This is a genomic window from Jiangella anatolica (assembly GCF_003236295.1).
Taxonomy (GTDB): Bacteria; Actinomycetota; Actinomycetes; order Jiangellales; family Jiangellaceae; genus Jiangella; species Jiangella anatolica.
In genome coordinates this window covers 20214-33947 of the sequence record NZ_POTW01000076.1, presented here as the reverse complement: position 1 = coordinate 33947, position 13734 = coordinate 20214, and the positions used below count along the sequence as shown (strand labels likewise).

Here is a 13734-nt window from a genome sequence, read left to right as displayed (position 1 = left end):
CGGAGCTGACCGCAGCCAAGATCGTCGGCGAGACCGCCGGCATCACCCGGTTCGCCAGCGAAGCCAAGTACGCCATGCACACCGGTGTCGCCCCCGTCCCCGTGTGGTCGGGCCGGACCAAGGGCCGCGTGCGCATGAACAAATCCGGCAACCGGCAACTCAACGCCGCCCTGCACCGCATCGCGGTCACCCAAATCAGACTGCACGGCCTGGGCCGTGCCTACTACAACAAACGCATCACCACCGGCGACACCACCACCGAAGCCCTGCGAGCCCTCAAACGACGACTCGCCCGAACCGTCTTCAACACCCTGAAGAACAACCCATCAACCGCAACCCCGCCGAACCTCGCAGCAGCGGCTTGACATAGGAGAAACGCATGGATCTGAAGGACGAAGCAGAAACGCTGCTGCGGCGGCTCGTCGGCAACGACGCGGCCGAGTTCCGCGACGGCCAGTGGGACGCCGTGCGCGACCTCGTCGAGCACCGGCGCCGGGTGCTGGTCGTGCAGCGCACCGGCTGGGGCAAGTCGGCGGTCTACTTCGTCGCGACGGGTCTGCAGCGGGCGCGCGGCGCCGGGCCGACCGTCATCGTGTCGCCGCTGCTGGCGTTGATGCGCGACCAGGTGGCGGCGGCCGGGCGGGCGGGTGTTCGCGCGGTCACCATCAACTCGGCCAACGCCGACGAGTGGGGTGAGGTCTCCAAACAGCTCGCCGACGACGCCGTCGACGTGCTGCTGGTCAGTCCGGAGCGGCTGAACAACCCGCGCTTCCGTGACGAGCAGCTGCCCACGCTCGCCGCGAGCGCCGGCCTGATCGTGGTCGACGAGGCGCACTGCATCTCCGACTGGGGTCACGACTTCCGGCCCGACTACCGGCGCATCCGCGACCTGCTCGGCACGCTGCCAGCCGGCACGCCCGTGCTGGCGACGACGGCGACGGCGAACGCCCGTGTCGTGGCCGACGTCGCCGAGCAACTGGGCGCCGGCGGCGCCGAGGTCACCACGATCCGCGGGTCGCTGGCCCGGCAGAGCCTGCGCCTCGGCGTCCTCTCCCTCGACGACGCCGAGCACCGGCTGGCCTGGCTGTCCGCGCATCTGGGTGAGCTGCCCGGCAGCGGCATCGTCTACACACTGACGGTGTCCGCGGCCGAGGACACCGCCGCGTTGCTGCGCGAGGCCGGTCACCACGTGCTCGCCTACACCGGCCGCACCGATCCCGCCGACCGGATCGAGGCCGAACGGGCGCTGCTGCACAACGAGGTCAAGGCGCTGGTGGCGACCAGTGCGCTGGGCATGGGGTTCGACAAACCCGACCTCGGCTTCGTCGTGCATCTCGGCGCGCCGTCGTCGCCGGTCGCGTACTACCAGCAGGTCGGCCGCGCCGGCCGGGCCACGGAGCGGGCCGACGTGCTGCTGCTCCCGGCGGCGGAGGACCAGGCGATCTGGCAGTACTTCGCCACGGTGTCGATGCCGCGGGAGGATCAGGCGGCCGCGGTCATCCGGACGCTGTCGGCCGCGGGCGAGGCGATGTCCACGGCGGCGCTCGAGACGGTCGTCGACGTCCGGCGGACGCGGCTGGAGCTGCTGCTCAAGGTGCTCGACGTCGACGGTGCGGTGCAGCGGGTCCGCGGTGGCTGGCAGGCGACCGGGCAGGACTGGGTCTACGACGCCGAGCGGTACGAGCGGGTCGCCGCCGCCCGCGACGCCGAGGCGCGGTCGATGCTGGTCTACCAGCGCGGCGAGCAGTGCCGCATGGCGTTCCTGCAGGCGGCGCTCGACGACCCGAGCGCGGCGGCGTGCGGTCGCTGCGACGTCTGCGCCGGGCCCTGGTACACCGACGAGGTCCCGGCCGAGGCGCGGGCGTCGGCGCGCACCACGCTGGCCCGGGCCGGCGTGCTGCTGGAGCCGCGGGTCCAGTGGCCGTCCGGCATGGCCCGCCTCGGCGTCGACGTCAAGGGCAAGATCGGCCCGGACGAGAAGGTCGAGCCGGGCCGGGTGGTCGCGCGGCTCACCGATCTCGGCTGGGGCCAGCGGCTGCGGTCGCTGCTCGACGCCGACGACGCGCCCGCCCCGGAGTCGCTGCTGGCGGCGTGCATCGACGTGCTGCGCGAGTGGCGATGGGACCGCCGGCCCGATGCCGTCATCAGCGTGCCGTCGCGGCGGCACCCGCAACTCGTCGGGTCCGTCGCCCGCTACCTGGCGTCGAGGGGCGGGCTGGCCGACCTCGGCGAGCTGGAGCCGACCGGCGCCGGTCCCGCCGCGGGGACCGAGCCCGGCGGCAACAGCGCCTTCCGCCTCGCGTCGGTCTGGGACGCCTGGCGCGTCGGCCCGGCGGCGCAGGCGGCCCTGGCCTCGCTCGGCCCCGACCCGGTCGTCCTCCTGGTCGACGACCTCGCCGACTCGCGCTGGACCCTCACCGTGGCAGGAAAGGAGGTGCGACGCGCCGGGGCCGGACAGGTGCTGCCGTTCGCCCTGGCCAGCGCCGGCTGAGCCGGACGCTGAACCTGTCCCTGAAGCCTGGCCCGCGCCTGACCGGTCGCCCAGCCGGGCGTTGTACCGCGGCTGTGCGTGGTTGAGGACGAGAGTCTGCGGCGCACACCGTGAGCCGCGGGCTGGGGCCGCGACCAACGACAGCAGGAGCGGCCAGCTGGCTCAGCAGGCCCTGTCAGCCGGTCGCGGCGTCGCGGGCGTCGGTGTCGAGGGCGGGAGCGGTGCGGCGGATCACCTGGGCCAGCGCCACCAGGTGAACCAGCCGGGCGAGCTCGGAGTCGAGGATGCGGGGCCCGCCGTCGCGGCCATAAACGATGGCGCGGCCGGTGTCGTCGATCGGGACGCCGACGGCGACGACGTCCTGCCAGGGCTCGGGGGCGTCGGGGCCGATGGTGATGCGGGACGGCTCGGTGAGCGGCAGCCAGGGCGCCTCGTACCCGTCGTCCTCGGGGGCGCCGCCGCTGGCGCGCTGCACCTTCAACGTCGAGCCGGCGGCCGGTAGCAGCAGGCCCCAGCCGGACCGGAAGATGCCGGGCACGAGGTCGACCAGGATCTCCTCGGCCCGCTCGGGATCGTCCGTCATCGCCTCGACGGCCTCGAGGTCGCGGTGCAGGCTGGCACCGGGCGAGTAGTGCCCGATGAACTCCACCGTCACGTCCGGGACCGAGCGACATGCCGTCACCAGCGAGTCCGGCAGTCGTCCGCCCGGCAGGTCGACCAGGAAATCGTCGACGACGAAGCCGTCGCCGCGGTGCTCGACGACGTCGACGCCGACGATGTCACCGCCGGCGGCGCCGACGGCCGTCGCGACGGCTCCGAGCGAACCGGGACGGTCCGGCACGACCACGCGCATGAGAAACGACACCCGCACAGAGTGACACAGATCCTGTCACGAGCGTGTTGCGACGAACGCCCCCGATGTGGGTGTGGGACGGGTCTCACCAGGGACGCGGCGACGGCGTCAGTGCTCCGCGCGCAGCCAGGCCAGCACCGCGAGAACCCGCCGGTGGTCGTCGTCGGAGGGCGGGAGGTCGAGCTTGGTGAGGATCGACGAGATGTGCTTCTCGACCGCGCCCTGGGTGACGACGAGCAGGCGGGCGATCGCGACGTTCGTCCGGCCCTCCGCCATGAGCGCCAGCACCTCGCGCTCGCGCGCCGTCAGCGTCTGCAGCGGATCGCGCCGGCGCCGGGCGAAGAGTTGCGCCACCACCTCCGGGTCCAGCACCGTCCCGCCGGACGCCACCCGCTCCAGCGCGTCGGAGAGGTCGGCCAGCGCGGACACCCGGTCCTTCAGCAGATACCCGACACCGCCGGCGCCGTCGGCGAGCAGATCGCCGGCGTAGGACTCCTCGACGTACTGCGACAGCACCAGCACGCCGGTCCCGGGGACGGCGGCACGGGCGGCCAGCGCCGCTCGCAGGCCCTCGTCGGTGAACGTCGGCGGCATCCGGACGTCGACGATCGCGACGTCGGGGCGGTGCTCGGACACCGACCGCACCAGCGTCTCGCCGTCGCCGACGGCGTCGACCACGTCGGCGCCGGCCTCGCCCAGCAGGCGGACCAGTCCTTCACGAAGCAGCAGGGAGTCCTCGGCAAGTACGACGCGCACCCGCACAGCATGCCAGGTGGGCCCGGCCGCGGCTCCGACGGTCAGCCGGCGGGCTCGATCAACAGCGCGCCGGCGGTGTGGGCACCAGGACCAGCGGCACCGACGGCGGTCGTCGATGGTCAGTCGTCGGAGTCGATCCACAGGGCGCCGAAGGCGATCGACCCGTACGGCGCCCAGGCATGCGCGTTCCGTACCTGCGAGCCCACGACGCGAACTTGCCGGTCGTAGCGGAGCGGCACGAGGACGGCGTCGGCGACGGCGCGTGCGTCCAGCTCGGTCCACGCCGCGGCGCGGGCGTCGTCGTCGAGCTCGGCGGCGGCCGCCTCGGCGTCGGCGGTGAACGCGGGGTCGTCGTAGCGGGCCAGGTTGGCGGCGCCGCCGATCGGGGTGAGCAGGTCGGCGATCCTGGCCGCGTCGCGCCACGCCGGCGCCCAGCTGCTGAGCATCAGCGCGTACGGGCTGGCCGGGTCCTGGACCGCCGGATAGTACTCGGCCGGCGCGAGCGACACCGTCTCCAGCGCGATCCCGGCCGCGTCCAGCGACTCGCGCAGCACCTCCGCGGCGGCCGCGTTGACCGGCGAGTCGATGTAGGCGAAGCGCAGCGGCGGCATCGGCTCGCCCGCGTCCGCCAGCAGGGCATGGGCCCGCTCCGGATCGCCGCCCGGCGGGCCGCTCGGCGCGGCCGACGCGTCGTCGGCGCGCAGCCCGGGCGGCAGCATCCCGGCCGCCGGCGTCCCGGCGACGTCGCCGCCGAGCGCCTCGCGCACCCCGTCCCGGTCGATCGCGGCGGCGATGGCGCGGCGGTGGTCGGCCAGCGGCACCAGGACGGTGTTGATCGCCAGATAGCGGACGCCGAGGCCCGGGCCGCTGACGACCCGCTCCTCGTCCACCGCGCCGGTCGGGTCCTCCGTCGCGACCGGGGCCGGAGCCGACGCGATGGCGGCCTGGTCGGCGCCCTCGTCGGCCGCCATCCGCTGGTCGAGCGCGAGGAGGTCGAGACCGAGCTGGACCTCCACCCGGTCCGGGTAGGCCGGCCGCAGCGGATCGCTCCCGGCGTCCCACGCGTCGTTGCGGACCAGGGTGAGGTGGTCGATGGCCGCGTCGGCGATCCGGTACGGACCCGACGACACCGGCGACCGGTCGTACCCGTCGCCGGCCGGCGTGCCGGTCGGAACCGGGCCGAACACGGTCGTGCTGACGGCGTGATCGAAGTCGGCGGCCGGCCGGGCCAGCCGGAACGTGACGGTGCGATCGTCGGCCGAGCAGGTGACGGCGCGGTCGAACGCCGCGACGTCGCCCGGGTCCGGCGCGTACGGACCGGCGTACGCCGGGTTGCCGTCCGGCCCGGTAGGCACATCGAGCAGCCGAATCGCCCGCGGCACGCCGCTGGCCAGGATGAACCCCGGGTCGAACGCGCGGGACACGCCGAACTTGACGTCCGCGCAGGTGATGTCGGTGCCGTCCTCGAACCGGATGCCGTCGCGCAGCGTGAACGACCACTCGGTCGCGTCGTCGTTCGGGGTGCCGGTGTCGGTGGCGAGGTCGGCCACCAGGTCGACGTCGGCGGGGTCGGCGTCGTACGAGTACGCGGTCAGCGTCCGGTGCAGGAACGCCGTGGCGAACGCGATGTCCTCGGGCAGGTACATGCGCTGCGGATCGAGGTGGAGGATCTCGAGCGCGCTGCTCAGGTAGTGCAGCGTCCCGCCGACTTCGGGCGGGTCGCTCCGCGTGGTCGCCGAGCACGCCGTCGCCAGCAGCGCCGCGGTCGCCAGCAGCGCACCGGTGGTCACCCGGCGCCGGGTCGGCCGGGTCCTGGAACTCATCACGTCACGCTCACCCCTGCACGTAGGACTCGCGACCGGCTCAGACTGAGCGGCGAGAGTAGCGGCGCGGTGGCGCGGCGGCGAACGGCAGGTGTCCTGCGCCGGACATGCCGCCGACGTCCGCGGCGGCGTGCCCGGGACGTGGCCGCGGCGGGCCCGCGACCTCCTGACCGCCGGTCAGGAGGCGTGCCGCGCCTTGCTGGCCGGCCCGTCGGCCTCCTTGGCCTGCGCCCCCGGTGCCTGGGCGACCGGCGTCACCGGCTCGTCGGCGCGTGCCTCGACCGCCTCGATCAGCTTGATGTCGGCCTGGGTGTGCAGGATCGCGGCCTCGATGGTGAGCGCCGCCAGCGCGTCGTGCTGGTGGGTGCGCCGGCTGGTGCGCAACGTCTGCAGCTCCGCCATCCGCGACTCGTGCTGTATGCGGCAGATCTCGCGGATGGCGTCGGGGCCACGGCGGCCCGCGGCGAGCACCTTGAGGATGAAGTCGTCGCGGTAGCCGGACGTGCGCGTGGTGGGGGTGGCCAGCCACTCGTCGAGGTCGCTGCGGCCCGCCGACGTGATGAGGTACACGGTGCGGTCGGGCCGGGAGTCCTGCGGCACCGTGTGCGAGCTGACCATGCCGTCGCGATGCAGCCGGTCGAGGATCTGGTACACGTGGCCGATGTTCAGCCCACCCCACTGGGGTCCGACGGCCTTCTCGAAGTTCGCCTTGAGCTCATACCCGTAGCTGGGTCCGTCGGCCAGCAGGGCGAGAACGGCATGCTGAAGCGGCACCCTCACACTGTACGGGTGAACCGGCCGTTCCATCGACATTCAAGCGCCGTAAACCGTGGTCGTGGCGGCTGTCATGTCAGTCGCGGGGGTTGCGGAGGGGTGAGAGAATCAGCCCTGGCCGTATGTCGTGTTGAGCCGAGGGCATGATGATCACATGAGTCGGCAGGGTCCCGGCGACGCCGGGGACGTCCGGTCGGGGGGTCACGACCGGTTCCCGGGCGCGCCCATCTCGCTGCGCAACGTGACGCGCTTCTACCGCCAGGGCGGCGCCCACGTGCCCGCCCTGGTCGACGTGACGCTCGACGTACGGGCCGGCGAGTCGGTCGCCGTCGTCGGGCCGTCGGGGTCAGGCAAGTCGACGTTGCTGCACGTCATCGGCGGTATGGACCGTCCGGACACGGGCACGGTCCAGGTCGGCGGCACGCGCGTCGAGCAGTTGTCCCGGCGGGCCGCGGCGGTGTTCCGGCGCGGCATCGGCTTCGTCTTCCAGCACTACCACCTGCTGCCGCAGCTGAGCGCGCTGGACAACGTCGTCGTGCCGCTGATGCCGATCCAGGTCGGTTTCGACCGGCACGAGCGGGCCCGCGAGCTGCTCGACGCGGTCGGGCTCGGCGCCAAGCACGCGGCCCGCGTCGCGGATCTCTCCGGCGGTGAGCAGCAGCGCGTCGCGATCGCTCGCGCGCTGGTCGCGCGGCCCAAACTGCTGCTGGCCGACGAGCCCACCGGCGCGCTGGACTCGCGCACCGGCGACGAGGTCCTCGACCTGCTGGCGCAGGTGCAGGCCGACTACGGCATGACGCTCGTCCTGGCGACGCACGAGGCGGCGGTCGCGGCCCAGTGCTCGCGGCTGGTCAGCCTCCGCGATGGTGCGGTCGTCGCGGACCACGCGCTGTGGGACCCGCAGCCGGACGAGACGCTGCGGCGGGCCACCGGCCTGGGCTGACGTTCACTGGACTGATCATGTGGGTGAGCGGTGCGCCGCGCCCAGGCGAACAGTCCGTGACAGTCCGGCGCGAGCGGGTGCCTTCTACCTAGGCGCAAGGTAGAAACGGGACATAACGCCAGAAGCACATCTCGGGGAGCGCCATGTCTGCCAGCTTGATGACCAGGGTCAGGTCCGTGTTCGCGCCGGTCAGCGCGATGCGCGAATGTTCGCCCGACTGCCGGTACGAAACAGTGTGCTCCGGCGGGGTGCTGCTGCGCCGGCAGTGCTGCTACCGGCCCGACTGCAGCTACTACTGCGGCGCCTGGCAGCAGATCGGGGCCTGCTGAGCGATGATCGCCTTCGTTGCCGAGCTGGCCCGCTGGGCGCTCGTGCTGGTGTTCGCCGCAGCGGTCATCGGCAAACTGGTGTGGCCGGACGGGCTGTCCGGCCTGGCGGCGACGCTGCGGGCCGGGCTGCACGTCCCGGCCCGGCTGGCCGGTCCGGCGGCGGTGGCGTTGCTGACGGCGGAGGCGGCCGTGGCAGGGCTGGTGGCGGTACCGGCGACGGCGACGGCCGGCCTGCTGGCGGCGGGCGCGCTGAGCGCGGGACTGACCGCCGGCACGATCGTGCTGGCGCGGCGTGCCGACGCGCTGCCGTGCCGGTGCTTCGGGGCCGGCTCGGCGCCGGTCGGCTGGACGACGGTGCTGCGCAACGCCGGGCTGACGGCGCTCGCGGGCGCCGCGCTCGCGCTGGCCGGCCGGACGGACGTCGGCGGGACGGGCGCAGGAGACGCGGCCGTGGGCGGCACCGGCGCCGCGACCAGTCTGCTGGCGGCCGTGACGGCGGCCGCGCTGCTGCTCGCCGCCCGCCGGGTCGCACTGCACCCCCCGCAGCAGCACCCGCCCGTGGACGGGCGCCGGGCGGGGCACCCGGAAGAGCACCCGGTCGAGCTGCCGCCGAACGGCCCGGAGCTCGGTGCGCCGGCCCCGGCGGTGCCGGGCGTGCCGCCGCCGCGCGCCGGCGGCCTGCGGCTGGTCGCCTTCGCCTCCGCGACGTGCCGGGCCTGCCGCGACGGACTGCCGCGGCTGGCCGCGTACGCACGGCTGCTCGGCGGTGCGGACCGGGTCGTCGTCGCGATCGTCGGCGACCCGGCGGCTGGCACGGACATCGAGACCGCCGTCGCGGGCGTCGCGCACGTCCTGGTCGGTGACCGGGCCGCCGGCCTCGCCGACGTCTACGGCATCGCCGTGTTCCCGACGTACGTGCTGGTCACCGGTGACGGGCTGGTCGAGGCGGTCGCGCCGTCGGTCGACGAGCTCCCGCGTCCGGTGCGGTGACCGAGCCGGACGCCGGCGCGATCAGGGCGACACCCGCCGCGGCGGGCCGGGCGCTCGCCCAGCTGTGGTCGGCGGCCCCGGGCTGGTCGGCCGGGTTCGCCGCGCTGTCGCTGCTGGCCGGCGTGCTGGTGCCGGTCGACGCGTGGCTGCTGTCCCGCGCGCTGGACGCCGTCGCCGACGGCAGCGCGACCGCTGTCGTCGTGGTCGCGCTCCTGGGCGTGGCGGCCGTCGCGACCGCGGTCGTCGCGGCGCTGACGAGGTACGCGGAGAGCGAGCTGGCCCGCCGGGTCGCGCTGCGGGCGAAGAGCACGCTGCTGAGCGCGGTCGCCCGCATCGGCGGCCTGGAGCTGCTGGAACGGCCGGCCTTCCTGGACCGGCTGCGGCTGGCCGAGCAGGCCGGCACCGGCGCGCCGCAGGTGCTGGTCCAGGCGGTGTTCGGCGCCCTGCGGGCGGCGGTCGCCGCAGCCGGGCTGGTCGCGGTGCTGGCCGCGGTCAACCCGTGGCTGGTGCCGCTGACGCTCGCCGGCGCCCTGCCCGCCGTCGCGGCCGCCCTCGCCGAGAGCCGGGAACGCGCCCGCGTGCTCTGGCGGATCACCCCCGGCTTCCGCCGCGAGATGTTCTACGGAGGCCTGCTCACCGACGCCGGCGCGGCCAAGGAGATCCGCGTCTTCGGCCTCGGCGACCTGCTGCACGAGCGGATGACCGCGGAGCTGCGCGCGATCGCCCGGGCGCAGCGGACGGTGGATCGGCGGGCTGCCCTGGCTCAGGGTGGGCTGGCCGCCGCCGGCGCGCTCCTCGGCGCCGCCGCGCTGGTGTGGGGCGCCGTCCAGGCGGTGGCCGGCGCGATCACCGTCGGCGACCTGAGCATGCTGGTCACCGGGCTGGCCGGGCTGCGTGCCGCGGCCGCCGGGATGGTCCGCTCGGCCGGCGACGGTCACCACAGCGCGCTGGTGTTCGGGCACTTCGAGGCGGTGCTGGCGACGGCGGCCGCGGCCGCCGCCGCGCCGGCCCCACCACTCGGGCCGCTCGGGCGAGCCGTCCGGCCCTCGACCGTGGAGGTGCGTGACCTGGCCTTCGGTTACGCTCCCGACCATGCGCCGGTACTGCGTGGCGTCACGTTCACCATCCCGCCGGGCGCCATGGTCGCCCTGGTCGGTGCCAACGGCGCCGGCAAGTCCACCGTCGTCAAGCTGCTCTGCCGGCTCTACGAGCCCATGTCGGGCAGCATCCGCTGGGACGGCCGCGACGCCGCCGGCCTGCCGCCCGACGCCGTCCGCCGCCGCATCGGCGTGCTGTTCCAGGACTTCGTCCGCTACGACCTCACCGCCGCGGACAACATCGGCTTCGGCGACGTCCGCCGGCTCGGCGACGAGCCCGCCCTGCGCGCCGCCGCCCGGCTGGCCGGCGCGGACACCGTCCTCGACCGGCTGCCCCAGGGGTACGCGACGATGCTGAGCCGGGCCTTCGGCGGCGCCGATGAGGCGGACGGCGTGCAGCTGTCCGGCGGGCAGTGGCAGCGCGTGGCGCTGGCCCGCTCGCTGCTGCGCGACGACGCCGAGCTGATGATCCTCGACGAGCCCAGCTCCGGGCTGGACGCCGACGCCGAGGCGGCGCTGTACGAGCACCTGCGCACCGAGCGGCGCGGCCGCTCCTGCCTGCTGGTGACGCACCGGCTGAGCGCGGTCCGGCACGCCGACGCGATCGTCGTGCTGGCCGGCGGCCGGGTCGCCGAGCAGGGCACGCACGAGGAGCTGCTGGCCGCCGGTGGCGAGTACGCCCGGCTGTACCGCCGGCAGGCCGAGGGGTTCGGGAGGCCGGCCGATGCCGCCGCGCGCTGACGCCGTCCGCCGGCTGCTCGCCCGGCTGCGGCGGCGGTCCGGCGCCGGTCCCGGCGACGCCGCGCCGGGCGTCGGCCCGCTGGTCCGAGCCCAGCTGCGGGCGCATTGGGGCCGCGCGCTCGCGCTCGGCCTCGGCGTCGTCGCCGCGACCTCGGTGTTCACCGTGCTGACCGGCGCGTCGGAGGTGGAGCGGCTGGAGCTGCGCGGCGAAGTGGTGGCCGCGCAGAGCGACTACCACATCCTCGTCCGCCCGCCGGGCACCCGCAGCGAGCTCGAGGCCGACCGCGGGCTGGTCCGGCCGTACCAGCTCTCCGGCCAGTTCGGCGGCATCTCTATGGCCGACTACGACGCGATCCGCTCCCTCGGCGGCGTCGAGGTGGCCGCGCCGGTCGCGATGGTCGGCTACATCATGACCGCGACCAAGGTCGAGATCGACGCCGGCCCGCGCACCGACGCCGGCCGCGAGCTGCTGGTCGCCGACGTCATGCACACCAGCGACCGCGGGCTGACCCGGATCGAGCAGCCGTCCGCGTCGTTCTCCTACGTCACCCCGAACCCCGTGACCGTGCTCGGCCAGCTCGACGACAGCGGCGAGCCGTACAGCATCGCCGAGATCCGGCCGGACGGGTCCACCGTGCCGGTCTGCCCGGCCCGCGCCCTCGGCGGCGAGATCGCCGGCTCGCCGGCCCAGGCCGCCCGCGAGCGCAGCAGCACCTGCGCGACCACCCGGCCCGGCGCCGACCCCGCCACCCGCAACCTGCAGGCGCCGCCGCGGCGCACCGTCGAGCTGGAGTGGTCGTTCCCGGTGCTGGTGGCCGCGGTCGACCCGGAGCAGGAGGCCGCGCTGTCCGGCGACGAGGTGCCCGCGTCGCTGCGGGCGCTGGCCGGCTCCGGCGCCGCGACCGGCACCGGCAGCCGGCCGGTCCCCGTCGTCGTCGCGTCCGAGCCGCGCGTCGACGCGCAGGCCGAGGTGAGCGTGCGGCTGCTGCCCGACGAGGCGGCCGCGGAGTTCGCGACCGGCCTCGGTCTCGACGAGGTCGGCGCGCTGCTGGCCACGCCCGGGGCGGTCGTCGCGACCGACACGATCACCGCCGACCAGGCCTACCAGGAGCTCATCCGCGAGGCGACCGAACGCCCGGTGAGCATCCTGGTGGACAGCTTCTGGACCACCGAGCCGACGGCGTACGACGTCGGCGCCGGCGGCGTGCTGGAGCCGCGTCCGGTCGGCAACCCGCAGGACGTCTGGCAGTCGTCGGTCCGCACTGAGGGCTACGTGCCGACGCCGCCGATCGTCGCCGACACCGGGTTCCGTGAGGTGCGCCCGCACCAGGGCTCGGCGATATCCGAGAGCGGCGCGATGCTGCCGCAGCTGAGCATCGTCGGCACGTTCGACTCCACCGACTTCGAGGCGGCCGGGTTCGCCGGCACGCCCGGTCTGCCCGCGGCCGACGCCCGGAGCGAGGCGCTGCTCGGCGGGCTGCCGCTGCTGCCGTCGGGCAGCCCGGCCGCCTACCACCTGGGCCCGCCGACGGCGTTCATGCGGCTCTCCGACCTGGACACGTTCACCGGCTCGGGCATCGAGCTGGCCGACCAGGACGCGCCGATCAGCGCCATCCGGGTGCGGGTGGCCGGCGTCGACGGCGTCAGCGCGGTCGAGCGCGAGCGGGTCCGGTTGGTGGCCGACCAGATCCGCCTGCGCACCGGTCTCGACGTCGACATCGTCCTGGGCAGTGCGGCCACCCAGCAGACCGTCGAGCTGCCGGCCGGCGCGTTCGGCCGGCCGCAGCTGGCGCTGGCCGAGACCTGGATGCGCCAGGGCGTCGTCGCGGCCGTCATGCAGACCATCGACCACAAGAGCGTCGCGCTGTTCGTGCTGGTCCTGGCCGTGAGCACGCTGTTCGTCGCGAACGTCTCGGCGGCGGCGGCACGGTCGCGGCGGGGCGAGCTGGCGGTGCTGAGCCGGGTCGGCTGGAGCCGCGGGCACCTGCTGCGGCTGCTGCTGGCCGAGGTGCTGCTGGTCGGCGGCGCCGCCGGGGTCGTCGGCGCCCTGCTGTCGGTCGCGATGGGCTGGGTCACCGGCCTGGAGGTGACGGCGGTCCGGGCCGCCGTCGCCGTGCCGGTCGCGGTGGTCGTCGCGCTGGTCGCCGCGGCGTGGCCGGCCTGGCGGGCGTCGCGGCCGTCCATCGCCGGGGCGATGCAGCCGCGGATCCGGCCCGGCCAGCGCTCGCCGCTGGTGCGCGGGGTGCGCTCGCTCGCCGTCGCCAACGTCGTCCGCTCGCCCGGGCGGACCGGGCTGGGCGTGCTGGCGGTCGCGCTGGGCTGCGCGGCGCTGACGGCGCTGCTCGGCATCACGCTGGCCTTCAACGGCGCCGTCGTCGGGTCCGTGCTGGGCGACGCGGTCTCCGTCAGGGCGCGCGACATCGACTACGTCGCCGTGCTGGTGACGATCCTGCTGTCCAGCATCGCCGTCGCCGACGTCGTCTTCCTCAACATGCGCGACCGGCGCGCGGAGTTCGCCGTCCTGCAGGCGGTCGGCTGGGGCGACGGGCGCGTGCGCCGCGTCGTGCTGGCCGAGGCGGCGCTGATCGGCTGCACCGGCGCGGTCTGCGGCACCCTCGCCGGGCTGGCCGTCGCCGCCGGGCTGGCCGGCGAGCTGCGCGCGGAGCTGCTGGTCGCGGCGGGGCTGACGATCGCCGGCGGCACCGCGGTCCCGGTGCTGGCCAGCCTCGTCCCCGCCGCCGCGCTGCGCCGCATGACGGTCGCGTCGACGCTGACCCGCGACGCCTGACCCCATGATCATCAATGATCCAACCACCTATAGGGGGTTGGATCATTGATGATCATGGGGAGGCAGCGTTCGTCCGGGCGAACGCGCGGGGTCATGTGCTAGCTGCCGGTCGGTCACCTCCGATTGGTCCGATATGCGGGATCACGTGT

General features: G+C 74.9%; 11 protein-coding genes. 7 read left to right on the top strand and 4 right to left on the bottom strand.

Annotated features, from left to right (window positions below):
• Together C1I92_RS24390 and C1I92_RS24385 are read left to right on the top strand one after the other, a co-directional pair.
• Positions 1 to 365: transposase (locus C1I92_RS24390; RefSeq protein ID WP_146605268.1), on the top strand; the 365-nt coding region annotated here is incomplete at its 5' end.
• A 14-nt stretch (positions 366 to 379) separates the two neighbouring features.
• Entirely contained in the window at positions 380 to 2491 is a 2112-nt protein-coding gene (locus C1I92_RS24385; protein ID WP_111257244.1) for a RecQ family ATP-dependent DNA helicase, read from the top strand.
• A 175-nt stretch (positions 2492 to 2666) separates the two neighbouring features.
• Here the strand turns inward: C1I92_RS24385 and C1I92_RS24380 are convergent, their stop codons facing one another.
• The 4 genes from C1I92_RS24380 to C1I92_RS24365 all read right to left on the bottom strand — a co-directional run bounded on the left by C1I92_RS24380 (position 2667) and on the right by C1I92_RS24365 (position 6697).
• Positions 2667 to 3356 (bottom strand): ACT domain-containing protein, encoded by a 690-nt coding sequence (locus C1I92_RS24380; protein WP_199521554.1) that lies wholly within the window; start codon positions 3354 to 3356, stop codon positions 2667 to 2669.
• 96 nt (positions 3357 to 3452) lie between these two features.
• Complete coding sequence (locus C1I92_RS24375) at positions 3453 to 4100, bottom strand: response regulator transcription factor (protein WP_111257246.1); 648 nt, start codon at positions 4098 to 4100, stop codon at positions 3453 to 3455.
• A gap of 119 nt (positions 4101 to 4219) precedes the next feature.
• Positions 4220 to 5923: an ABC transporter substrate-binding protein gene (locus tag C1I92_RS24370; protein ID WP_111257242.1), complete on the bottom strand. Its 1704-nt coding sequence runs from the start codon at positions 5921 to 5923 to the stop codon at positions 4220 to 4222.
• A gap of 177 nt (positions 5924 to 6100) precedes the next feature.
• Positions 6101 to 6697 (bottom strand): PadR family transcriptional regulator, encoded by a 597-nt coding sequence (locus C1I92_RS24365; protein ID WP_111257241.1) that lies wholly within the window; start codon positions 6695 to 6697, stop codon positions 6101 to 6103.
• 154 nt (positions 6698 to 6851) lie between these two features.
• Here C1I92_RS24365 and C1I92_RS24360 point away from each other — a divergent pair, with 154 nt between their 5' ends.
• From C1I92_RS24360 to C1I92_RS24340, 5 genes are all read left to right on the top strand, one after another.
• The gene (locus C1I92_RS24360; RefSeq protein WP_111257240.1) at positions 6852 to 7640 is read left to right on the top strand and encodes an ABC transporter ATP-binding protein; all 789 of its coding nucleotides are present in this window, start codon (positions 6852 to 6854) and stop codon (positions 7638 to 7640) included.
• 197 nt (positions 7641 to 7837) lie between these two features.
• Positions 7838 to 7969, top strand: a complete 132-nt coding sequence (locus C1I92_RS35355; protein WP_267896768.1) for a hypothetical protein — start codon at positions 7838 to 7840, stop codon at positions 7967 to 7969.
• A 3-nt stretch (positions 7970 to 7972) separates the two neighbouring features.
• Positions 7973 to 8959, top strand: coding sequence for a MauE/DoxX family redox-associated membrane protein (locus C1I92_RS24350; protein ID WP_111257238.1), 987 nt, complete (start codon positions 7973 to 7975; stop codon positions 8957 to 8959).
• Positions 8956 to 10797 (top strand): ABC transporter ATP-binding protein, encoded by a 1842-nt coding sequence (locus C1I92_RS24345; protein WP_111257237.1) that lies wholly within the window; start codon positions 8956 to 8958, stop codon positions 10795 to 10797. Before C1I92_RS24350 ends, C1I92_RS24345 begins: the two co-directional genes overlap by 4 nt.
• The gene (locus tag C1I92_RS24340) at positions 10781 to 13585 is read left to right on the top strand and encodes an FtsX-like permease family protein (RefSeq protein ID WP_111257236.1); all 2805 of its coding nucleotides are present in this window, start codon (positions 10781 to 10783) and stop codon (positions 13583 to 13585) included. Before C1I92_RS24345 ends, C1I92_RS24340 begins: the two co-directional genes overlap by 17 nt.
• Positions 13586 to 13734 lie beyond the last annotated feature (149 nt).